Genomic DNA, 22,214 nt, shown 5'->3' on the forward strand with positions numbered 1-22,214 from the left:
TAAAATCAAAAATTTTGATTTAACAGTTGCAAAATAGTTTGGAAGGAAATATAATACAATATATCAAGAGATTTTGATTAAGGAGAGCTGAAAGTGGAGAAATTCATTCCTTTAACAGACCTGACCAATAACTCAAAAGCCGCTAAGGAACCGCCGCTTCAAAGCACCTTTGTAAAATATGAAAAGAAGTTCAAAGCCCTTGCCGACCAAAAACGCCTGCACATTCTCAATCTTCTATGCCAGCAAGACTCCAGCTGCGTTTGTGATCTAAGTGAACTGATTGACATGCCACAATCAAAATTGTCGTATCATTTGAAGATTTTGCTTGATGCCAATCTGATTCAGAAAGAAACAAAGGGAACCTGGAGCTACTACACAGTAAACACCGAAGAAATCAACCATCTATTATCTCCAGAGCTTTGCTGCCTTTTCAGACCTAGCAACTGTTGTTAGGTTAACTTTTCAAAATATTAATCAATTTTTTTTGATAAATAAATCAACATATTTTGATTAAGGAGAGGATATACATGTTTTATCACGATTATCAAACAATAGCACAATTAAAGCAGCAGGAAGTTGAAAAGAAAGCCAGACACGCGTGGAAGTTCTTTGAACAGCCTGAGACGAAGCAATTCCCTTTATTTTCACGGAAACTAAAACAGCAGCCTAAATGCTGCAAAGTCCCAGCTAGTGTTTAAATAATGGAGGAAGAAGGCAGAGGATAATGATTGAATTTCTAAAAAGCTTTTTATGGATTGCCCTTGAGTTAACGGTGCTTTTTATCGGGATTTCCTTCTTGATCAGCCTGCTTCAGGGATACATTCCTTATGAAAAAATCGAACAGAAACTGACAGGACGCAATAAAGTGCTTGCCAGCTTTGCCGTCATCCTATTCGCGTTTATCACACCCTTTTGTTCCTGCTCCACGATTCCATTAGTCGTCAATATGCTGAAAAAGAAGATCCCGTTTTCAATCGTTATGGTTTTCCTTTTCGCTTCTCCGGTGCTGGACCCGACAATTTTAACGATCATGGGCGTCGTGATGGGCTGGAAAGTAACAATCATTTACACCATCATCACAAGTGTTTTCTCGATTGTCATCGGATTTACACTCGATAAGCTGGGGTTCCAGCGTTACGTTAAAAATGTTATCATGTCAGGCTATGAAGAAAAGAACCAAAAGTTCAATTGGAGATTTGCTTTAGTCGAAACCTGGTCGCTGATGAAAAGTGTCTATCCTTACCTGATCATCGGTGCAGCAATCGGCGCTGTCATCCACGGACTTGTTCCAACTGAAATCATAACAAAATGGTTTGGACACGATGCATGGTGGCTGATCCCAGTCGCAGCAATCGCCGGGATTCCATTATACATCCGACTCTCAAGCATGATTCCGATTTCACAAATGCTGATTTTAAAAGGAATGGCCCTTGGCCCAGTGATGGCGATGATGATCAGTTCGGCCGGCGCCAGTCTGCCTGAAGTCATCCTGCTGAAGTCGATTTTTAAAAAGCAGCTCGTGATTGCTTCATCCTTTCTGTTATTACGATGTCTACTGTCTCTGGGTTTGTGTTCTACTTTGTATAATAAATCAAATTTTATTGATGAAAGGAGGTGAAATCAATGGCTAACTTTATCAAAATCCTGATGGGAAGCAACTCAAAGTCTGATTGCTGCAGCGTGGAAATCAAGGAAGTCCAGGAAACAGAAGAGAATAACGAAGAGAAAAACGAAGCTTGCTGCGGCGGTGATACTACTTGCTGCTAATATTTTTTAAATAAAAGAAAGAAAGGTGGAGCCAGACATCTAAATGTCTAATCTCCACCTCTTTCTTATTCTTCAACCTCTAAAACTGGCATGATTTCTACTTTTATTTTACGAATACGATGGTTATCTACTTCCTTGACGATGATCCTTAGTGTTTCATAAACAAATGTATCGCCGTTCACCGGAATGCTCTCCAATGTTTCAAAAATCCATCCGCCAAGATTATGGTACGATGTTTCTGGCATCGGAACATTGAATAATTCGGCAAAATCATCCAGATCGTAAGCCGCATCGAACTCGTACGTGCTCTCATCGATTTTCGTCATGATGTTAACTTTTTCATCATGCTCATCCCAAATCTCGCCGACCAGTTCTTCAAGGATATCTTCAAGCGTGATCAAGCCGCTTGTTCCGCCGAATTCATCGACGACGATGGCCATATGGCTCTTCGTCCTTTGCAGCTCAGGCAGCAGTGTCGCGATTTTCATCGATTTCACGACGAACATCGGCTGGCGCAGCATCTCACGCACATTGACCTCTTTGTTCTGGATCAACTCGGAAAAAAATTCACGTTCGGACAAGAATCCGATGATGTTATCTATATTATCTTCATAAACCGGAACCCGTGAAAAACGTTCTTCAATGAAAATCTGCTTGATCTCCTCGAGTGACTGGTTTACTTCAATTGTAATCATATCCATTCGATGTGTTAAAATTTCGCCGACAAGAACATCGTTAAATTCCAGGGAACGGTGCACGAGCTCCCTTTCCTCATTATTAATCACTCCCTCTTCTTCACTGATGTCCACCATCACCTTGATTTCTTCTTCAGTGACAGACGGCTGATTTTCTCCCTTTGAGAACATCCTCGATACGAACGCCTTCAACTTGCTGAACACGAAGTTGACGGGGGTCAGGATTTTAATCAGCAGCAACAGAATGGCAGAAATCTTCAACGAATATTTTTCTGCATTTTCCTTGGCCATTGACTTCGGTAAAATCTCACCGAAAATCAGGATGAGAATCGTCATGCCAAATGTACTTACAATCAGACCGGTGCTGGCACCGAACAGGTCGACGGCTACTTTTGACGAGATACTCGCCGCAGCGATATTGACGATGTTATTTCCTACTAGAATCGTAGATAACGCATCATCGAAGTTCTCGGAAATATGCAAAGCTTTCTTGCTTCCAGCTCGGCCTTCAGACACGTAATTCCGCAGCCTGATTTTATTGACACTGGAAAAAGCGGTTTCTGCCGATGAAAAGAAGGCAGATAAAAGAATTAAAACACCTAATAAAACGACTAAACCTATGGGAACTTCCAAAAAAATTCACTCTCCGAAAAAAAAATTTGTCAGAATATATTTTACTGTTCTCATCGAAATAAATCAAATATTCCAACTCAGTCCCAGTTATATACGGTTTACCCTGCGATAAGGTTTCATAATCAGAGATTTTTTACATTTCCTTGCCTGCCAAATTATTCTTGTTCAGAAACTTCATTTTAGGAACCAGCACATAGCCAAGATAAGCAAAATTTAACCCAAGAATCCCTCCGACAGCTAACAAATTAATGTTTAATACAATTTTTCCAACCCTTAAAATAAAAAAATCGAAGGCTAAAGCTGCCCAGTATTTAAACAGGTAAATATTTATTGTTTCTATTAAAAGCTGACGCGAATTGATTGATCGATTTCAAGTCGAGATGCGAAATTTCCTCCACCGATCCGCTTACGCTTTTCGCAATGATTTTCTCGAAGAAATTCATCTTTGAAAAAATGAATTCTCCTCCGAATAATCCTTTCGCTATTGCCGCTTCCCACAGGTTGTGCGGGAATGCATTTTCAAACTGAGTGTGTTCTTCCAGCCCTTCCCTCATACAGCAAAGAAACAGGCCGAGATTCTTTCTTTGCAGCACGTCCTCATGCTCTTTCATGAATTTCTTGATTTTTCCCTGGATGCTGCCGGCGTGAATCGATCCGCCAATCATCACCGAATCAAATAACTCCAAATCAGAATGAAGCTTCGTCTTATCCAGATTGATGGCAATGACTTCCCCTTCAATCTGCTTCCGTAAAAGATGTGCCGCTTTCGCTGTCGTACCATGCGTTGAGCAGTAAACAATCAAACTCTTCATTAGATCGCCCCCATCAGCTCTCTGGTATTCCAGACCACCGTGCAATAGTCCATTTGGGTTAGCTTTAAGCTGAAGGAAAAGTGTGAGAGATGTATGGCAATATTCTTACAAATTGAGTTTATCGGGATGAGGTGAATCCCAGATGAAGTTTCTTCTGTAACCCGCTGAAAAATTAATTCAATGTGACCAGAAACTACGCTGAATCCTCTTTATCCGCACATTATCCACAATGGACTTTCTCCAGTTCCAATAATTGCTGCTTCATGCAATCCCGCCTCTATATCCTGTAATCGCTCCGTTTTTGCCAATGACTCGATGGCAGGGCACGGTAATCAAGACTGGATTAGCTCCAATGGCTGTTCCGACTGCCCGGACTGCAGCGGGTTTACCGATTTTTTCCGCTACATCTGAATATGTACATGTCTCCCCATAAGGGATTTCCCTCAATGCACCCCAGATTGCTTCCTGGAATGGCGTCCCTTTTACATCGACCGGCAAGGAAAACTCGACTACCTTCCCTTCGAGATACTCAGTCAATTCATCCCTGTATGGTTTCAAAGCTGCCGGATTCTTTTCAAAAGCAGCAGCGGGATACCGTTTAACCATTTGTTCATAGTCTTCTTCCGGTGATCCGACATAGCATAAACCTTTATCCGTCGCCGAAATATATATTTCGTTTCCCTTTAATTGAAGGATATCCCAATAGATTTTTTGCTCCATAAGCGCACTCCCCTTTTCTCCATTATAACGAAAAAGTTAATCTACCATTCCCTTTTAAAAACATTATAAATTCTAATTTTTCTTTATACTAGTAAATTTTTCCTTTACGATGAATATGGGGTGCAAAAAACTCACATCAACCAAAGGAGGTTTAGGATCATGGGCAATTCAAAAAAGAAGCTTATTTTAACGAAAGAGAAAGATGGCCCATAGTTAGGGAGGAGAATGGACGTGGCACAATGGAGGGAAAAATCTTGCCGAGGAAGTTTGGATCACAGATATGTTCGTTGGAGGCAGATAGCTGACCGATGTAAGGATTTCAGTCAGTGACAGCCAGCAGGCGCATGTGTATCATGCGGCAGCGAGGAGATTCCTTTGCTCCTGGATGAAGATGTATTTTACTATACCGCTCTGAAGGTGTTTCCGAAGATCAAGCCGTTTTTGGAGTAAAACGGGGAGAGTATTTTCAGGACCAGAAAATGTAAATTATTAGAACAAGAAGAAGTCCCATTATCACTATGGTAATGGGACTTCTTTTACCTTATAAAAAGAAAACCAAAATCTGTGATGCCACTGCAACTGATATAAGCGCGAATGGATACGCAGCTGCATAGCTATTGCCGGATCTTCGGAATCCATCAACTGGTTGGTGGCTCCGAGTCCAGGTGTACTTGTCATTCCGCCGCACAGTGCGCCTAATGAGTGAATGATGCTGAGTCGGAAAAGCTTTCTTGCGATGAAAAAGCCGGCAACGACTGGCAGGATTGTAATGATCGCGCCGCCGATGACAAGATTGCAGCCTTCCTGCTGGATAACCTGAACAATTCCTTTTCCAGCTGTCGTACCAGCGCCGGCAAGGAATAGGACCAGTCCGATATCCCGGATGACCTGGTTCGATGGCTGGTAATAGCGTGCATGAATCGGACCGAGCTTGCCAAAGTGACCGATGATTAAAGCGATGAACAACGGTCCGCCTGCGACACCGAATGTAATCGTGCCGAGCTTCGGAAAATGAAACGGAATCATTCCCGCCAGCACACCGAGGAGCAACACTAAACTCAGAGACAAGATATGGATATTCGTAACTGTCAGTTTCTTTCTGCTAAACAGCTTTTCTATATCATCCAAACGATCTTCACTGCTGACGAGTGTCAGGACATCGCCGCGCTCCAGACGCCATTTCGCATTCTGGTTGAATTCAAAACCGCCGCGTTCAATCCTCGTGACCGTCACACCGTAAGTCCGTCTTAATTCAAGTTCCCTGATCGTCTTCCCGATCAATTCCAGTGAATCGACAGTAACCTTGCGAAGCTCCACATTATCGTGATTCTTGAAATTGTTCTCGACCTCCCTGCCGATATCCTCACACAGTCTCTTCAAGTCACTCGGTAAACCGACAGCAACAAGCCTGTCCCCCACCAGAATAACCGTATCATTCAGGGCAATGATATTCCTATCCCCGCGGATGACACGGCTGATTACGACCGTATTATATTTATTGAACTCCAGCTCTTTCAATGTTCTTTTATTGATTGCGGGTCCGTGACTTCGATTGTCATAACTTCAGGCGACTCATCATTGCGCACTGGACCAGATTTCTTTTTCAAATCCTCGGCTAAGTCCACCTTAAGCACGCGCGGCAAGAGCTGCACGAACAGCACAACCGCCAGCACTCCGAATGGATAAGCAATACCATAGCCGACAGAAGCGAGTGGGTCGCCTGTTGCCTGAAGGGCAGCCGCCAGACCAGGTGTACTCGTCAGCGCCCCAGTCATGATTCCGATGCTCAATGCTGGTGACAGATTAAACAGCTTGGATACAACAATCGTTGTAACCGATGCGACCAGGACAATCAGCAAACTTATGATACCAAAAACGATTCCGCTCGTTTTCATCATCCGGAAAAAGCGCGGTCCAGCAGACAAGCCGACTGCCACAATGAATAACCCGAGGCCCAGCTGCTGGATGACCGGCGACACCTGATAGCCGAAATGGCCGAACACCATAGCCGCCAAAAGTACCCCGGATGTTCCCAGGCTTAGCCTCGTATTTTAATTTCTCCCAGCGCGGAGCCAAGAAATAATATGACGAATAGTAAAATTAACGGTTCCTCAAGCAAACCAATTATGCCGTCCACAGATGATTCCTCCAATGGTTACGATTGTGAAAATCTACACAACTTAGAATATCACGATGCGAATCTTATTCAAAACCAGACATTGACGAATTTAGTACAAAAACAATATCCTTCAGGTGAAAACGATTTCTTCTATTAAAAAGCAATGCTTTTTTTGCGTTTTCCTCAAAGCAAGAATCTGTAAACAGTCTTTTGACGCTCAGATTGTAGAAATTACATTTTTTTTGCGAAGAAATCAAGTTGCTCTTCCTTTTCATAGCGGAAAATATAAATTTATATAGCTAAATACTCTATTTTTACAGCGTAAGGATCTTTTTATAGCGACTTTCTCTTTTTTATAGCGGAAATCACTTTTTTATAGCTACTTTTCTTTTTTTATAGCGAACTGGAAAATATCGCTGTTTTTTTCCAAATTAAAAAGAGACTCACGCTGAGTCTCTTTGAATTAAATTAAACTTGTCCGAAGTTGCACCAGGTTCAGACAGCTTTTCTGGCTATTCATCCAAACCTGTCCGAAGTTCACCCAGTATCGCTTGAAATCATCAAGAACAAATCGTCGTCTTACCTGCACCAGATGGACCCACGAACGCGACCGTTTCCCCATGACGAATCTTCAGATGTATCCCTTCCAGGACAGGTTTATTTTCATCATAGCTGAATGTAACATCCTTGAATTCAATATTCCCTTTCAAAGCTGGAACCTCAATGGCATCTTCCCGGTCCACAACATCAGGACTCTGGTCCATCAGCTCGGTAAACCGTTTGAAGCCGGCCATTCCTTTTGGATACAACTCCAAAATCGCACTGATTTTATCAATCGGCTTGAAAAGTACGTTCACATATAGGACGAACCCGACCAATTCTCCATAACTTAAAGTTCCGCTAAAACTTAGCCACGCACCATACACAAGGACCACAAGAACAATCAGCCTGGTCAGCATATAGATGCCAGATGAACTGAAGGACATTACCTTATAGGCAGTCAATTTAGCACGACGGAACTTGCGGTTATTCTTTGTGAATCTCTCAATCTCAAAATCTTCATTTGTAAAAGACTGGACAACACGCACTCCGGATACACTGTCCTCAACCCTGGCATTCACATCGGCAATATCCGTGTACATGTTTTTCCACGCTGCATTCATCTTCAGGTTGGAATAGGTAATCAGCCAAATCAGAAACGGTACGATGATCATTGTAGTCAATGCGAGATTGACGTTGATCGTCAGCATGATCCAAAACGCACCGACGAAGGTCATCACCGCAATGAATAAATCCTCCGGCCCGTGGTGCGCCAGCTCTCCCAGGTCAAAAAGGTCATTGGTGATCCGGCTCATGATGTGCCCGGTTTTCGTATTATCGAAAAAGCGGAACGATTGCTTCTGCACATGCTGGAACAGCTGCTGCCTCATGTCAGTTTCAATATTGATCCCGAGCTTATGACCCCAGTAATTGACGATGAATTGAAGCAATGTGCTGATTATGTACAACAGCAGCAACCCTATGCTTACACTGACAATCATATTCCAGTTCCCGCCTGGTAATAACGAATCGATAAACCATTGCACAGCGAGCGGAAAAGCAAGCTCCAGCAAGGCAACAATTACCGCACTGCTGAAGTCAATGATGAATAACCGCCGATGAGGGCGGTAATAAGTGAAAAATCTCCGTATCATTTTAGTATCTCCTTTAATATCTTCAAGTGATTATATGCCAAGGAGTGACACTATTTCAATAATTTTGAAAAAATAAACCCAAAGGATATTTCTTCAATACACGGTTATTTTTAGTAAATATTGGACAGTTTAAAGAAGAATCGAACTGCGGTTGAGGTGAATAAAAAAGTGATTTCTAAAAGACACTTCCTGTTTAATGTGATCATAATAGCTGTTCCCTGGCTATCTCTGTTATTCATAGGCAGAAGAAGCTTCAAGCGATATTCTTTTGCTGGTGTTTTGATTATTGTGTTTGAAATTATTAACCATATGTATGGACACAAGCGGAACTGGTGGAAGTTTTACAATAAACGAAAGTCCTTCCTAAGGGATGAACTTCCATTCAGCATTGGACCATATATGCCGCTATCGATGTGGCTGCTGAAGTACTCGTTTGGGAATTTCAAGAAGTTCATTACACTGAATGTAATTGCCGACGGAATTTTTGCTTTCTTTTTCATTGATGTACTGAAAAAGCTAAAAATCATCAGGTTGAACAAGCTGAGCCATCTTCAGTTCTTTTTCTATCTGCACTACAAAGCTTACTTACTGTATGGGGTCCAATACTTGTTTGAGAAGATGCGGGGATATAGACTGTATATGTAAAGTGACGACCACAATGTAAAAGGCAATCAGTAAAAAACGCTCCGGGGTTCTATGCCCGGAGCGTTCGTTTTATTAAGAAGGAATTAGGACACCTTCAAGCTCTCGATTGATTTCTTTTGAGCGGTTCGCAGCATGGTTGACTGCCTGGGAGATGGCCGTTCCGCCGTTGTACTTTCTCAACGCGTTCAAACCGGATGCTGTCGTTCCATTTGGAGACGTCACATTTTTCCTGAGGACTTCTGGCGTTTCGTCTTTTTCGATGATCATTTTTGCCGCACCAAGGATGGTCTGGGCAATGATTTCACGGGCCATTTTTTCGTCCATGCCGTTTTCCCTGCCGACACGCTCCATATGCTCCATCAAGTAGTAAAAATAAGCAGGTCCGCTTCCGGCAAGGCCTGTGAAGATATCCATCTGCTCTTCTTCAATCAGGAACACTTTTCCCATGCTGCTTAGAAGTTCTTTTACATCCTCGATGTTTTCATCCGTTGTGTGCACCCCTGGTGAAATGGCAGTGGCTGATTCCTGAATCATGCTTGATGTGTTCGGCATGACACGGACAACCTGCTGGCCATCTTTCAGGTTATCTTCCATAAAACCTGTAGAGATGCCTGCCAGAACGGACACTACCACCTGCCCAGGGACTAATTTATCCTTCAAGGCTTCAAGTACTCCCGCTGCACCTTTTGGTTTCATCGCTAAAATACACATATCAATATCTTCATATGGCAATTCAGCCTGAGGCATCGCATTGATTCCATATCTGGATTCCAACCGCTCCAATTTCGCAGCATTGCTCTTGTTTGTCACATAAATATTTTCCGCACGCATTTTACCTGACTTGACTATACCTGAAATCATGCTTCCGCCATCGATCCGGCACCTAAAAAAGCTACTTTTTTATGTTTTAACAACCGCATTCACCTCATAAAAGTTTATTTCCGTTCACATCTTATCAACGTTACTTATAGTAACATCCTCAGAATGAGATTCAAGGATATGAAGCCAAGTGGGGAGCATACTGGCGAGATAATGAATGAAAGCGGAAACATTTGGCCATAGGCAAGTATTTTATACGGATAAGCGGCTTATATCCCTTTTAACGCTAAAATATGGAGAGTTATGGGAGGTCGAAATCTTAGTGTCATTCAGAGAATGAAAAGGAAGTTGAACCAGGATTCATTGAGGGAAAAAGATAAATATAGGACTGCATAGATAGCAGTCCTAATATTTACCCCATACTAGCGAAAATGTCGTTCCATTAGGATTACTCTCTTTTAAAATCAGTTCTGCCCCCAGGGACCGGGCAAGCATTTTGCTGAAAGGAAGTCCAAGTCCAAGACCTCTTACCTTGAGCTTTTTCTTCTCGCCTCGGTAGAAACGCTCAAACACCAGTTCCTGCTCTTCTTCCGGAATGCCGGTACCATTGTCTTTCACATCAATCCTTCCCTCTGAAAGAATGATGGATATCGTACCACCATGACCGATTGCCTGAAAGGAGTTATTCAATAGGTTGATCAGGATTTGCTGCAATCTCAATGGATCAGTCATAGTTTTTACCGTGTTGTCGGGAGTGATGACCTTCAGATCAACAGGTTCATTTTGCGTGACCTGCCACTGCCTCCCGATATCTTCAACGAGTTTGTTCAAATCACAATTCTCTGTACGAATCGTGAAGGCACCTGCTGCGAGTGAATTGAATTCCAGCAAATCAGAAATCATGGTTTGCAATCTATTGATTTCTTTTAGCGTGATGTCGAGAAATTCCTGGCGTTCCTCCCCTGTCACAACCCCGTCGCGGACAGCCTGGACGAGGCCGCTGATTGATGTAACAGGCGTTTTCAAATCATGTGTCACTCCAGCCAGCAATTCAGCACGCATTTGCTCGAGCTGGGTCAGTCGGCTGGTCATTTCTCTAAATGAAGTAACCAGTTCGTATATTTCGAGTTCCTTCTGGTCAGAATCAAGATTGATGTCATAATCACCTTCACGGACCTGTGCTGCTGCCGCCGCTACATCCTGGATTGGTTTCAGGATTCTCTTTGTGAGAAGATAAATAACGATCCAGCCAAGCAAGCCCAATCCCACCAGTAAAATGAGCAACAAACGGTATTCCTGGTCGATGTTAGTCAATTCATCAGCATTTTGCATCACAACTACCCAGCCGGCTTGAATATCCTCGATGGTGATTGGCGCCTTAACAGCGTAAATATCTGTTTCATTTTCCGATAGTTTCTTAATGGAATCCTCACTTGCAATTACCTCTGTGGGCACATTTCTTGATAGATGGCGTGGACCGCCTCCACCATGCATCGGACCCGTATTCAGAACATTTCCTTCCATATCAGTAATGAAAAGCAGTGGCTGATTTTCCATTTCGAAGAATCTTGTCCGGTCTTCCATTCTACGGTCAAAACCGCCGAAATTATTGGAATGTACGACCCGTTCGGCAGTTTCAACCGCCATATACTCCATTAACTTCAATCGGTTTTCCAGAGTTGTTTCCTTGATCCACCACACCGATCCCGCACCGAGCAAAAGAAGCCCGACAACCAGGGTTAGAAGATATCTGGTTGTCCAATATCTCAACAATGTCACGTGCTTTTTATTTTTCGTAAACACTGAACTGATACCCCAATCCTCTTAATGTCTTGATCTCTCCCTGTGATGCGGGCCACTTCGCCAGGGAATGGCGGATTCTTTTTATCGATAAGTCCACTGCGCGGTCGCTACCGTCGTAATCCATCCCCCATACATGTTCGATTAAATCTTCCCTTGTGAAGGTCCGGTTTGGCCTCTCCGCCAGGAAAATCAGCAAACCTAGGTCTTTGGGAGTTAAGACGACTTTCTCGCCAGCGACCGTGACCACATGGGAATCCATGTTGATTTTCAGACTGCCAAACTGTTTCATGTTTTCCGTTTCAAGAACTTGGGTAGAACGGCGAAGAACGGCATTTACCCTGGCAATCACTTCTTCACCAATAAAAGGCTTGGAAATATAATCGTCTGCTCCCTGGTTCAGCCCTTTCAAACGATAATCAATGTCCCCAAGGGCAGTCAGCATGATAACTGGACATGGGCTGATTTGACGAATTTCCTTTAGAACTTCCCAGCCGTCCATTTCCGGAAGCATCACATCCAGCAGAACAAGATTCGGCTTGCACTCAGTAAATATTTTCAGCCCTTCGCTACCATTGAAAGCCTGTACAACCTCATATCCTTCATGTTTCAGGTAAACTGCCAGCACTCTTGAGATCGTTTGTTCATCTTCTACGATTAAAATGGTCTTCATAATCGCCTCTCCCATTCTACTAGAAAGCTTTCATTCTGCAGCCTGTCATTCCGGTTCAATTTCTACTCCTTATTTTACAAGAAAAATCCCCCGCTAGATACCGGGGGATTATGACGATATTTTTAAGTTAAAACCCGTTTCCGCCGCCATTCTGGTGCATGCCGCCACGGCCGCCTTCACCGCCGAAACCGCCTTGTCCCATTCCGCCTTTGCCGCCTTGTCCAAAACCACTGCCTTTTCGTAAGCCTTCACCATTCCCAAAACCATTGCCCTTTCCGAAACCTCCGCCATGCCCAAAGCCCATCCCATGGCGTCCGTATCCATCTTCAAACAGCTCATCAAGCTTGTCAGCATCTTTGTCTCGGATCTCTGCAATAAGTTCGCGTGTGTCTTTATCTGCAGTAGCTATTCCAAGTTCCTTCGCCAGGTTCACGACTTTCTTTTCCTGTACTTCCTGGGAGATTTCGCCGATGGTTTTCCCGTCAATCGTGATGTTCAGCTCTTTTGCGTCTGCTTTTACTTTGGCAGACTGGACCTCTTGCGCGATTTCGCGGATATCCTTGCCGTCTACTGTAATTCCATGCTTCTTAGCCTCTTGGTTTATATAAGCAGTATGAACTTCCTGCTGCAGTGTCTGCAGGTCTTTACCCTCAGTGGAGACACCGAGCTCTTTGGCTTTTTTATTCAAGTTCGCTGTGCGGATTTCTTCCATTAGAGTCTGAGCATCCTTGTTGTCTGTTGAGACGCCGAGTTCTTTCACCTTAACCTTAAGGTTCTCTAAACGGATCGCATCACGAAGTGCACCTGCATCCATCCCATCGGTCGAGATGCCCAAATTCTTCGCTCTCTCCTTAAGGTTGGCCAACTGGACTTCCTCAGCCAGTGTTGCGACATCCTTGCCGTCTGTCTTGATTCCGAGTTCTTTTGCTTCATTTTTAAGTGTAGCTTCACGAATTTCACCCATCAAGGTTTGAGCATCTTTACCTGATGTACTTATTCCAAGTTCTTTTGCCCTTTCGATCAGTGCCTCTGAGTTACCTCCGTAGAATCCCTTATGGCCAAAACCTTTACCGAAAAAGCTTTTGACAGTGTTTGCTGCTGTGCCTGCCGTACTGTCGTCATTCGCCAAAGAGGTAGTAGCATAACCTCCAAGCAATAGTGCTCCAGCGATGGTAAATCCAATAACTGATTTTTTTTTTCATATCTGACATCCTCCTAAAAAGCATTCTATTTTTTCAGGTTCAAGATGGACATGAACCTTATACTCATAATTTACTCTGTGAATATGTCAGCAAAATGTCAGGTGAAATTTTTCTTGAATTTATTTAAAACATTAAATATGTATAGCGGCGGGGAATCATCACCGCGAAACAGCGTCTAATATGTCAGGAAGAATTCAAAAATGAGGGAACGGCCAGGCCGCCCCCCTATTATTGCAAATTCACCTTGATTGTCTTATCGGACCAGAAGCTGGGCGTGTACTGAAGCTGCAGGCTGAATCACCAGCGGGCTGTTCAAAGGCAATCGTGCCTGATACTTTTCCACCTGGCGCCAGTTCACCAGATTGAAGTGCGGTACTTGTATCAATAGTCGTGAAAGCCTGGTCGACGATTTGTCCCTGGCTGTTCGCCATCTTGAAATCAAAAGGATTATAAGAGATATTTTCATCGCCTGCATTTTCAATCTCGACGGTCACGACGACATACTCATGCCCATCCTTGGGCTGGTCAAACTCACTTCCAGCTGACTTCTCAACTTTTGTGACAGTCAGGACATTGTCACCTAGTTGTACCTTCTCCCTACTGTGAATTCTTCCTTTACTGGTGGCGATTTTTCCTCCTCTTTTACCGAAGTTGATGTTTCTCCAGCTTTATCCTCATTTACTGCCGAACCAGAGGTTTCCCCGGCTTTCCCATCAACCTTGGTCGCTGTCTCTTCTTCCCACACCGCCTGCCAGAGCAAAAACTACTATGATCGCAATCAACCAGAACCACCATTTTAAAGATTTTCATCATCACATGCTCCCTTCATTCTTTTTCCAAAATAGATTCCGACACCATCTCATACATGTTTTCAATGCCTTTTACTGAGGCTTCAAATTTGAATGAATTCTCGACATTAATTCCCAGGCTGTCAGCTTCCTTGGCGACATCGATATTCGCGCCCATGAAGATGAATTCCCAGTTGTACTTTTCCTGCTGGTGCTGGATCAATTCCTTCACTTTTCCATATGTGAATTCACTGCTCGCATTCTCCATGCCATCTGTCGTGATCACGAAGATAACCTTGCCGGGCCTGCGGTCTTCCCTTGTTTTGGCCAAACGGTAGCCGACATTGAGTATCGTTTTACCCACAGCATCCAAAAGTGCTGTCGTCCCTCGGACATAATACTCATCTTCTGTCAGCTTCGCCTCCCTTGCATCAATGCCGTTCCAGAGCACTTCATATTCATCGTCAAAAAGTACCGTTGTCAGGATCGTTTCGCCTGCAAGGTCAGACTGTTTTTTCACAAAAGCATTGAAGCCGCCAACAGTGTCGCTCTCGAGCCCTGCCATCGAGGCGCTCCTGTCGAGCAAAAAAATAATTTCCGTTAAATTGTTATTCATCACTATCATCCTCCTAAGTTGAATCTGATATAATCATAACTAGATTCATCCATATATTGGTCGCCTGTTAAGCGACATTTTAAGGAGGTTGACCCCATGCTGGATAAAAAGATATTGGCAGATTTACAGGAGTATATCGACCAGAATCTGTCGATCATCCTTTATGAAAAGTCTGCACCCCTTGAGGATTTTGTCCTGGAGAGTATTTCCCCTTTAGAGATTGAAACGTTCATCGCGCAGAAACGGAAGCCGACATTGCAAAAAGTACTGTTCGATTTTATCGATAAAAAGGGGGCCGCTTCTGACTCTGAAATTTATAAAAAAGCGGGAATCGACCGCAGGCATTTTTCAAAGATCCGCTCCAACCCTGGATACAGCCTAGCAAGAATACTGTCATTGCGCTTGCTTTGGCGCTTGAATTGAACAAAAAAGAAACCGACAAGCTGCTAAGCTCTGCCGGCTACTCTTTGTCAGACAGTGAAACATCCGACCTTGTGATTCAGTTTTGCATTGAACGAAATATATATGAGATCCATCAGGTCAATTTTGCTTTGGATTATTTTAGCCAGAAGCCTTTGGGTGGAGTACTATAAAAATAGCCAGGAGGTAAATGCAACCTCCTGGCTTTGTTTGTTTTAATGAATGGCAGTGCCGCGCTCAAAATGGTTCATGCAAGTCAGCTCGATAATATAATCGTAGTTTGCAATGGCCCTCTGAAGCTCGGATTTTTCATCTATAGACAGATTTGGATTCTGCATTTTATTCGCCAACTGCATCTGCAATGCTTCTAATTGAGTTTTAACTTCTTGATAGTTCATGTCCAACACCCTTCCTTAAAATGAAATCGCTTTCTTTATATACTTATTATACTCCATACACCCTTTAGGGTATCACTGGAATTATTGTGATTTTGTGAAATCTTCTATCGAATGTGCTACTTTTACCCATGATCCCTTCTACTTACATTTCAATTTCCGTGTCGCTTAGCTCTGTATTTCAAGTATAATGAATACTATTCAGTTTATGCATATGTTGATTCTTTGCGAGAATCCTATTTATAAGTCGGATAAAAAAATATAAAAGAGGTTATTTAATGAGCCAAAGAAGTTTTGATAATTATCGTTTAAGCGATGAAATTAAAAGAGCACTTAGCGTGCTGAAATATGAAAGTCCCACAGAAGTCCAGTCAGAAGTAATCCCAATGGCGTTGCAAAATCAGGACCTTGTCGTTAAATCCCAGACTGGAAGCGGAAAGACGGCTTCATTCGGAATTCCCATTTGCGATATGGTTGATTGGGAGGAAAAGAGTCCACAAGCGTTGATTCTCACTCCAACCAGGGAGCTGGCTGTCCAGGTTCGTGAAGATATCACGAATATCGGACGATTCAAAAGGATCAAGGCTATGGCCGTTTATGGCAAGGAGCCTTTCTCGAAACAGAAAGAGGAATTGAAGCAAAAAACTCATGTTGTCGTCGGTACACCTGGACGCGTCATCGATCATATTGAAAGAGGAACGCTGGTTTTAGATCAAATAAAGTATTTAATCATCGATGAAGCAGATGAAATGCTTAACATGGGATTTATTGATGCTGTTGAATCCATTATAGAAGAACTCCCTCCAAATCGGGTTACCATGGTGTTTTCAGCGACATTGCCCAAGGATGTTGAAAATCTCTGCCATAAATATATGAAGGATCCTGTCAACATCGAAATCGCGTCTACCGGTATTACGACAAATACGATTGACCATATGTTAATCGAAGTGAAAGAAGAGGACAAGATCTCCCTCCTAAAAGATATTACAGTTGTTGAAAACCCTGACAGCTGCATCATTTTTTGCAGGACGAAGGAAAATGTCGATACCGTGTTTGCCCAGCTTGAAGAAGCAAACTATTCTTGTGAAAGACTTCATGGCGGATTGGAACAAGAAGACCGCTTTGCTGTGATGGATGGCTTTAAGTTGGGGAATTTCCGATACCTTGTGGCCACCGATGTCGCTGCAAGAGGAATTGACGTCGATAACGTTTCGCTTGTCATAAACTATGACGTTCCAATGGAAAAAGAGGGCTATGTGCACCGGACAGGCCGAACTGGGCGCGCCGGAAACAAAGGAAAGGCGATTACGCTTGCTACACCTTATGAAGGAAAATTCATCAGGGCAATCGAACGATACATTGGCTTTGAGATTCCTGTGACAGAAGCTCCCAGCAAGCAGGACGTTGCAAGAAACCAGTCTGCATTCGATGATAAAATCAGCGGGCGCCGTGTCGTGAAAAACAACAAAACAGCCCGCATCAACCAGGATATCATGAAACTTCATTTTAGCGGCGGCAAAAAGAAGAAGCTTCGCGCCGTCGACTTCGTGGGTACAATCGCGAAAATTCCTGGAGTAACGGCAGATGATATCGGCATCATCACGATTCACGATTCAATGTCCTATGTCGATATTCTGAACGGAAAAGGATCGCTTGTCATTCAGGCAATGGAAAATGCAACAATTAAGGGAAAGAAGCTTAGAGTCAGCAAGGCAATAAAGTAGAACAAAAAGTGCAAGCGCTGAAGCTGGATTAAGAATACCTACATGTAGCAATTCACAACTAAATTTTTCCGAAAAGCATAAAGGACGATTATGACACCCATAATCGTCCTTAAATTTATCTCATTTTTTACATACAATAACCTCTCGTTCTAAGTTCCCTTTCCTCACGACACAGCGATCAGCAATTTCAAAGCCGGCATTTCCGATGATAGTGTCTATTGGTTCAATCGTGACGATGACTACTTTTTCAGCGAATTCATATGTGCTTTGAAGCATCTCTAGCTGCTCTTCTGGTGTGATGACCGAGCACAGATTGTACGGCATATCGATAATCGCCACGTCATAGCTCCCAGTGACCTCGCGGATGTCCTTGAACATCACTTCCGTTGCATAGCCAAAATGCGCAATGTTCTCCCTTGTTCCAGGCAGTATGAGCGGATTGATATCACTGGCCACGATGTCGATGCCCATCGACAATGCTTCCACCACTACCGTTCCAATTCCGCAGCATGGGTCGATTGCTTTAACTCCAGCAGGATCAGGAACGGCGATATTGGCGACGGCTCTTGCGACACGGGTGCTTAATGAAGTTGAGTAGCTATGCGGTTTTTGCTGATGGTTCAGCCAGACTGCTTCACTGCTGTGATATTCACCAAATACCCAACGCTCGTTTACATTCATGATCCCAAACACCACGACTGGATTTACGAGCTCCGGCTCACCGGGAATTTGCAGACCGACTTCCCGTTCGATTCGGCGCCTCTCTTCAAAATCCACCTTTTCAGGACCTGTCACTTTTACATACATCACTTTAAAAGTAGAACCATTCAATTCTATCTTCTTCACTTGCTCAATTAGGTCCTCGAATTGCTCACCTTCCAGGATGACATCCATACGTCCCCTCATAAACGGACTTCGGCTTGGATCGATTTTTACAGTACTCTCCAGGATGCTGGATTCTGTATCCTCCCCAAAAAAAGAGCGCATTTCCAGAGCGCACAACTCTCTTTTTTCAGCCGGAAAAGCGTAATTATATATAAAAGACTTAGGCTTAAAGTTTGTGAATTCCAATCAGTTTCAAATCCTTCCGCTGTAAGAAAAGCGCAAGCGCCTTGCTCAGCCCCGACAAGCGTTGGAGGGCTGACCATTGAAGTCGTTCTTTGACTTCAATGGGCGGACCGAAACGTCTCGAGGGGCTAGGCGCTGGAGCTAGACACTAATCAAAGTGTAAATTTATCCATTCCATGTCATATAACTTGCCTTCTGCAAATCGAAATAAAAATGACTTACCGCTTGGGCAAGTCAAGTGCTTGGTATGCGAGCTGATACTTTCCGCCCTCAGCTACTTCAGAATGATACAAACCTTAAGGGCGAAGTTTCTCTCCAAACCATGTTCTTTTATCAAACTGGATAAGCGCGTTTGCAGTTCTGGATTATCCTTAATCAACTGTTTCATTTGAGATTTTACAAACTTCATCTAGTTTTACCTTTACCCTTCAAAATCTAATATTCCTGCTAAGTATAGCATGAACAAGTCTATAGTCAGTCATAACTTTTTTCTTAATCAATCCGGTTCTACATGGACATGGACGTCATAAATATCGTATTCTTGCATGAGCTTATCTTCGACCCTCGTCGAGATATCATGAGCGGTGCTGATGTCGAGGGTAGGTTTCACAGTGATGACGCAGTCAACGACAATATTGTTTCCGTAGCTGCGTGCCTTTAGATCATTAATTCCTTTTACTCCAGGAATATTACAGATGGTTTCGTTATATTCTTTAATTAGGTCTACATCAAAGCCGTCTGTCAGCTGGTGGGATGCTTCCCGGAAGATATCCCAGCCTGTTTTTAAAATTAGTCCGCCAACGATGAATGCAGTTACAGGGTCGAGCCACGGCAAACCAAATTGGGAGCCGATGATGCCAACGGCAGTACCAATACTCACCCACGAATCGGACAGGTTATCTTTAGCCGCGGCCATCACCGAATGGCTTTTTATTTTCCATGCGAGATTTCGGTTATAGCGATACACGAAATACATAATTAAAGCAGAAAAAAATCCTGTCCATGCAGCAATAAGATCTGGTGCTTCGGCTGTCCCTTCAAAAAATGATGTGAAGGCGCTGGTTAAAACCTGGAAACCAACAAGGATAATGATGAAAGATGCGACCATCGATGCGACCATTTCCGATTTCCAGTGGCCATAAAGATGATCTTCATCGCAGGTTTTTGTGACAGCCTCAACCCGATCAGGACGGACAGCGAGGCTAGAATATCGGTCGTATTATTCAAGCCATCAGCCTTCAATGCTTCAGAATCGCTGATATAACCTACAGAAAGTTTTAAGGCAGAAAGAATAATATAAGCGAGGATACTGATCATCGCCCCGCGTTCACCTAGTTTTAAATTGGAATAACGTTGTTCATTCATGGTTTAGCCTCCATTCAACTGCTAGAACATTTTAACAATCAAGGAGCGAGTGAGTCTATAGCAACCTTTTTACCCTTGTCCATACAATTAACAGGTAAGCAAAAAAGTTTCCCTAGGTAAAATAGAAGTAATTACCAGAAACTTTTCAGAGGTTTAGTTCGTACTAATAAATATCGGAAAATTACGCGATTAACGGCACAGCTACAAAACTATTTTCATTTGTGGTAAAATGTAAACTTCAATAGATTCCTAGGAGGGATTATATGGGAACAAAAAAGAACATGTCCATAAGTTTCGTATTGATTGCCATTGTCCTATTATGGCTTAAAAACTACACCGTTTATAAGTTCATTTTTGATATAGATATTGAAAATACAATGCAGGAATTTATCCTGTTCATCAATCCTTTAAGCTTCCTCATGATTGTCCTGGGCATCGGGATCTTCATGGCTGGAAGGAAGCAGAAAATTTTCGTTGTAGCCACGAGCTTTATCACATCCTTTATTCTTTACGCAAATGTTGTTTACTATAAGGAATTCAGTGATTTCATCACGATTCCGCTGTTGACACAGACAAGCAATATGGGCGATTTAAAGAGCAGTGTCGGCGAATTGATTGGCTGGACTGACATCCTTTATTTTTCCGATGCCCTTTTGATTCTGGTTTTAGCCATTGTCAAAACACCTAATATTTCTTTTAGAAAGTACAAAAGCGTTTATGCTGCTGCATTTTATTTCAGCGCGATTGGCCTGGCATTTTTCAACCTCGGACTTTCTGAATCTGAACGACCTGAATTGCTGACTCGTACATTTGACAGGGAAATCCTTGTTAAGAACATCGGGACATACAATCATCATATTTACGATGCGTACCTGCAAACAAAAACAACTGCCCAAAGAGCCATGGCAGATGGGAACCAGCTGACTGAAATCGAGAACTATACTCGTGCTCAATACACAGAACCATCTAAAGAAATGTTCGGAGCAGCAAAGGGCAAGAACATCATTGTAGTTTCAATGGAATCTGTCCAGGAGTTCGTCATCGGTCAGACGGTGAATGGCCAGGAGATTACTCCATTTTTGAATGAATTCATTAAAGACAGCTATTACTTTGATAATTTTTACCATCAGACGGCACAGGGTAAAACGTCTGATTCCGAATTCTTATTGGAAAACTCTTTATACCCGCTCGGCCGCGGTGCTGTATTCTTCACCCACTCAGGGAATGAGTATATGTCACTTGCTGAAAGGCTGAAGGAAAACTCTTATTACACAGCGAAGCTTCATGCGAACAACAAGAGCTTCTGGAATCGTGACGTAATGTACAACAATTTTGGCTATGACCGTCTCTACTCATTGCCGGATTATGAAGTGAACGAAGAAAACTCTGTTGGTTGGGGCATGAAGGACGTGGATTTCTTTGACCAGTCAATTCAGCAATTAAAAGAAATGCCGCAGCCATTCTTCGCGCAGTACATCACGCTGACAAACCACTTCCCGTTTGAACTGGATGAAGAGGACAAATTCATCGATGAATTTGATTCAAATAGCGGAACCTTGAACCGCTACTTCCCAACCGTCCGCTATACGGATGAAGCATTGAAGCTATTCATCGAGGACTTGAAGGCAGAAGGACTTTACGAGGATTCGATCATCGTGATCTACGGTGACCACTATGGAATTTCTGAAAACCATAACAAGGCAATGTCCCAGTACCTAGGAAAAGAAATCACGCCATTTGTTACAACACAACTGCAGCGTGTGCCAATGATCATCCACATACCGGGACACGAAGGCAAAACAATTTCGAGCGTATCTGCCCAGATTGACCTTCGCCCAACATTGTTGAATCTTGCTGGTATTGATACAAAGCAGGACATTCAGTTTGGAACAGACCTGTTCTCCGAAAAGCAGGATAACTTTGTTGTCCTGAGAGACGGCAGCTTCATTACCGAAGATGCAGTCTACACGAAAGGCGTTTGCTACGATAAGGCCACAGGTGAGCCGACAGACGGTGCAAGCTGTGAACCATACATCGAGCATGCAAAGAACGAACTGAGCTATTCAGACCAAATCATTTATGGAGACTTGCTCCGCTTTTATAGAAAAGATGAACAACAACAATAATTGTGAACCCCACTGATCAGTCAGTGGGGTTTTTGTTTTCCGTTAAAAATACATAAACAGCTGTGGTTTTATCAGGAGCTCGGTATCACTTCGGACAAAGTCCTTTTAAGGTGACGTTGTTTTGCCCGAACCT

The 22,214-nt window shown here is 43.1% G+C and carries 21 protein-coding genes and 4 pseudogenes; 8 read left to right on the forward strand and 17 right to left on the reverse strand.

The features are described from left to right. Positions 1–120 precede the first annotated feature (120 nt). The 4 genes and pseudogenes from JCM21738_RS08115 (at position 121) to JCM21738_RS24730 (ending at position 1,767) form a co-directional block, all read left to right on the forward strand. Positions 121–453 carry an ArsR/SmtB family transcription factor gene (locus JCM21738_RS08115; RefSeq protein WP_051391362.1) on the forward strand — a complete coding sequence of 111 codons (333 nt, stop codon included), beginning with the start codon at positions 121–123 and terminating at the stop codon, positions 451–453. Positions 454–527: 74 nt separating this feature from the next. Then, complete coding sequence (locus JCM21738_RS24295) at positions 528–698, forward strand: hypothetical protein (RefSeq protein WP_023625873.1); 171 nt, start codon at positions 528–530, stop codon at positions 696–698. Positions 699–724: 26 nt separating this feature from the next. Next, positions 725–1,587 (forward strand): annotated as a pseudogene (locus JCM21738_RS08120) (permease). 36 nt (positions 1,588–1,623) lie between these two features. Beyond that, the gene (locus tag JCM21738_RS24730) at positions 1,624–1,767 is read left to right on the forward strand and encodes a hypothetical protein (RefSeq protein WP_023625875.1); all 144 of its coding nucleotides are present in this window, start codon (positions 1,624–1,626) and stop codon (positions 1,765–1,767) included. A 65-nt stretch (positions 1,768–1,832) separates the two neighbouring features. Here JCM21738_RS24730 and JCM21738_RS08125 read toward each other — a convergent pair whose 3' ends face one another. The 6 genes and pseudogenes from JCM21738_RS08125 to JCM21738_RS08145 all read right to left on the reverse strand — a co-directional run. After that, positions 1,833–3,095: a hemolysin family protein gene (locus JCM21738_RS08125; RefSeq protein ID WP_023625876.1), complete on the reverse strand. Its 1,263-nt coding sequence runs from the start codon at positions 3,093–3,095 to the stop codon at positions 1,833–1,835. A gap of 311 nt (positions 3,096–3,406) precedes the next feature. Next, positions 3,407–3,907 carry a flavodoxin domain-containing protein gene (locus JCM21738_RS08130; RefSeq protein WP_023625877.1) on the reverse strand — a complete coding sequence of 167 codons (501 nt, stop codon included), beginning with the start codon at positions 3,905–3,907 and terminating at the stop codon, positions 3,407–3,409. A gap of 261 nt (positions 3,908–4,168) precedes the next feature. After that, on the reverse strand, positions 4,169–4,627 hold the full coding sequence (locus JCM21738_RS08135) for a methylated-DNA--[protein]-cysteine S-methyltransferase (protein WP_148296078.1): 459 nt from the start codon (positions 4,625–4,627) through the stop codon (positions 4,169–4,171). A 516-nt stretch (positions 4,628–5,143) separates the two neighbouring features. Next, positions 5,144–6,145, reverse strand: a complete 1,002-nt coding sequence (locus JCM21738_RS25565; RefSeq protein ID WP_052019610.1) for an aspartate-alanine antiporter-like transporter — start codon at positions 6,143–6,145, stop codon at positions 5,144–5,146. After that, on the reverse strand, positions 6,142–6,630 hold the full coding sequence (locus JCM21738_RS25570; protein ID WP_052019612.1) for an aspartate-alanine antiporter-like transporter: 489 nt from the start codon (positions 6,628–6,630) through the stop codon (positions 6,142–6,144). Before JCM21738_RS25570 ends, JCM21738_RS25565 begins: the two co-directional genes overlap by 4 nt. Before the next feature lie 679 nt (positions 6,631–7,309). Continuing rightward, positions 7,310–8,440, reverse strand: a pseudogene (locus tag JCM21738_RS08145) (ABC transporter ATP-binding protein); the annotation flags it as partial. 168 nt (positions 8,441–8,608) lie between these two features. On the opposite strand from JCM21738_RS08145, the gene JCM21738_RS08150 reads away from it, so the two are divergent. Beyond that, entirely contained in the window at positions 8,609–9,085 is a 477-nt protein-coding gene (locus tag JCM21738_RS08150; RefSeq protein ID WP_023625881.1) for a hypothetical protein, read from the forward strand. Positions 9,086–9,157: 72 nt separating this feature from the next. On the opposite strand, the gene proC is transcribed toward JCM21738_RS08150, so the two are convergent. The 7 genes from proC to JCM21738_RS08185 form a co-directional block, all read right to left on the reverse strand. Further along, the gene (proC, locus tag JCM21738_RS08155) at positions 9,158–9,946 is read right to left on the reverse strand and encodes a pyrroline-5-carboxylate reductase (RefSeq protein ID WP_081742081.1); all 789 of its coding nucleotides are present in this window, start codon (positions 9,944–9,946) and stop codon (positions 9,158–9,160) included. Positions 9,947–10,309: 363 nt separating this feature from the next. After that, on the reverse strand, positions 10,310–11,707 hold the full coding sequence (locus JCM21738_RS08160; RefSeq protein ID WP_023625883.1) for a HAMP domain-containing sensor histidine kinase: 1,398 nt from the start codon (positions 11,705–11,707) through the stop codon (positions 10,310–10,312). After that, positions 11,691–12,377: a response regulator transcription factor gene (locus JCM21738_RS08165; protein ID WP_023625884.1), complete on the reverse strand. Its 687-nt coding sequence runs from the start codon at positions 12,375–12,377 to the stop codon at positions 11,691–11,693. Before JCM21738_RS08165 ends, JCM21738_RS08160 begins: the two co-directional genes overlap by 17 nt. Positions 12,378–12,504: 127 nt before the next feature. After that, on the reverse strand, positions 12,505–13,533 hold the full coding sequence (locus JCM21738_RS08170; RefSeq protein WP_148296079.1) for a hypothetical protein: 1,029 nt from the start codon (positions 13,531–13,533) through the stop codon (positions 12,505–12,507). A gap of 285 nt (positions 13,534–13,818) precedes the next feature. Then, entirely contained in the window at positions 13,819–14,235 is a 417-nt protein-coding gene (locus tag JCM21738_RS25575; protein ID WP_081742082.1) for a DUF4352 domain-containing protein, read from the reverse strand. Then, the gene (locus tag JCM21738_RS25580; protein ID WP_243462945.1) at positions 14,160–14,324 is read right to left on the reverse strand and encodes a hypothetical protein; all 165 of its coding nucleotides are present in this window, start codon (positions 14,322–14,324) and stop codon (positions 14,160–14,162) included. Before JCM21738_RS25580 ends, JCM21738_RS25575 begins: the two co-directional genes overlap by 76 nt. A gap of 80 nt (positions 14,325–14,404) precedes the next feature. Next, a complete protein-coding gene (locus JCM21738_RS08185; protein ID WP_035209205.1) occupies positions 14,405–14,983 on the reverse strand; it encodes a vWA domain-containing protein in 579 nt (192 codons plus the stop codon). 96 nt (positions 14,984–15,079) lie between these two features. Here JCM21738_RS08185 and JCM21738_RS08190 point away from each other — a divergent pair, with 96 nt between their 5' ends. Beyond that, complete coding sequence (locus JCM21738_RS08190; protein ID WP_243462946.1) at positions 15,080–15,406, forward strand: hypothetical protein; 327 nt, start codon at positions 15,080–15,082, stop codon at positions 15,404–15,406. Between the two features lie 212 nt (positions 15,407–15,618). Here the strand turns inward: JCM21738_RS08190 and JCM21738_RS08195 are convergent, their stop codons facing one another. Next, the gene (locus JCM21738_RS08195) at positions 15,619–15,801 is read right to left on the reverse strand and encodes a DUF3896 family protein (RefSeq protein ID WP_023625889.1); all 183 of its coding nucleotides are present in this window, start codon (positions 15,799–15,801) and stop codon (positions 15,619–15,621) included. Between the two features lie 275 nt (positions 15,802–16,076). Between JCM21738_RS08195 and JCM21738_RS08200 the strand changes: the two genes are divergently transcribed. Continuing rightward, positions 16,077–17,522 carry a DEAD/DEAH box helicase gene (locus JCM21738_RS08200; protein ID WP_023625890.1) on the forward strand — a complete coding sequence of 482 codons (1,446 nt, stop codon included), beginning with the start codon at positions 16,077–16,079 and terminating at the stop codon, positions 17,520–17,522. Between the two features lie 120 nt (positions 17,523–17,642). Here JCM21738_RS08200 and JCM21738_RS08205 read toward each other — a convergent pair whose 3' ends face one another. From JCM21738_RS08205 to JCM21738_RS08210, 3 genes and pseudogenes are all read right to left on the reverse strand, one after another. Then, the gene (locus JCM21738_RS08205; protein WP_081742086.1) at positions 17,643–18,509 is read right to left on the reverse strand and encodes a TRM11 family SAM-dependent methyltransferase; all 867 of its coding nucleotides are present in this window, start codon (positions 18,507–18,509) and stop codon (positions 17,643–17,645) included. Positions 18,510–18,808: 299 nt separating this feature from the next. After that, positions 18,809–18,999 (reverse strand): annotated as a pseudogene (locus tag JCM21738_RS25585) (hypothetical protein). Positions 19,000–19,086: 87 nt separating this feature from the next. Beyond that, a pseudogene (locus JCM21738_RS08210) lies at positions 19,087–19,955 on the reverse strand (cation diffusion facilitator family transporter). 263 nt (positions 19,956–20,218) lie between these two features. Between JCM21738_RS08210 and JCM21738_RS08215 the strand changes: the two are divergent. Continuing rightward, the gene (locus JCM21738_RS08215) at positions 20,219–22,081 is read left to right on the forward strand and encodes an LTA synthase family protein (protein ID WP_023625894.1); all 1,863 of its coding nucleotides are present in this window, start codon (positions 20,219–20,221) and stop codon (positions 22,079–22,081) included. The last annotated feature ends 133 nt before the right edge of the window (positions 22,082–22,214 follow it).

This window comes from Mesobacillus boroniphilus JCM 21738, assembly GCF_000517385.1.
Classification (GTDB): domain Bacteria; phylum Bacillota; class Bacilli; order Bacillales; family Cytobacillaceae; genus Mesobacillus; species Mesobacillus boroniphilus.

What these genes read in the sequence shown, in the direction of transcription:
- JCM21738_RS24295 (WP_023625873.1), top strand. Translation starts at nt 528, where the DNA reads ATGTTTTATCACGATTATCAAACAATAGCACAATTAAAGCAGCAGGAA.
- JCM21738_RS24730 (WP_023625875.1), top strand. Translation starts at nt 1,624, where the DNA reads ATGGCTAACTTTATCAAAATCCTGATGGGAAGCAACTCAAAGTCTGAT.
- JCM21738_RS08130 (WP_023625877.1), bottom strand. Translation starts at nt 3,907, where the DNA reads ATGAAGAGTTTGATTGTTTACTGCTCAACGCATGGTACGACAGCGAAA.
- JCM21738_RS08135 (WP_148296078.1), bottom strand. Translation starts at nt 4,627, where the DNA reads ATGGAGCAAAAAATCTATTGGGATATCCTTCAATTAAAGGGAAACGAA.
- proC (WP_081742081.1), bottom strand. Translation starts at nt 9,946, where the DNA reads ATGATTTCAGGTATAGTCAAGTCAGGTAAAATGCGTGCGGAAAATATT.
- JCM21738_RS08165 (WP_023625884.1), bottom strand. Translation starts at nt 12,377, where the DNA reads ATGAAGACCATTTTAATCGTAGAAGATGAACAAACGATCTCAAGAGTG.
- JCM21738_RS08185 (WP_035209205.1), bottom strand. Translation starts at nt 14,983, where the DNA reads ATGAATAACAATTTAACGGAAATTATTTTTTTGCTCGACAGGAGCGCC.
- JCM21738_RS08190 (WP_243462946.1), top strand. Translation starts at nt 15,080, where the DNA reads ATGCTGGATAAAAAGATATTGGCAGATTTACAGGAGTATATCGACCAG.
- JCM21738_RS08195 (WP_023625889.1), bottom strand. Translation starts at nt 15,801, where the DNA reads ATGAACTATCAAGAAGTTAAAACTCAATTAGAAGCATTGCAGATGCAG.
- JCM21738_RS08200 (WP_023625890.1), top strand. Translation starts at nt 16,077, where the DNA reads ATGAGCCAAAGAAGTTTTGATAATTATCGTTTAAGCGATGAAATTAAA.
- JCM21738_RS08205 (WP_081742086.1), bottom strand. Translation starts at nt 18,509, where the DNA reads ATGCGCTCTTTTTTTGGGGAGGATACAGAATCCAGCATCCTGGAGAGT.
- JCM21738_RS08215 (WP_023625894.1), top strand. Translation starts at nt 20,219, where the DNA reads ATGGGAACAAAAAAGAACATGTCCATAAGTTTCGTATTGATTGCCATT.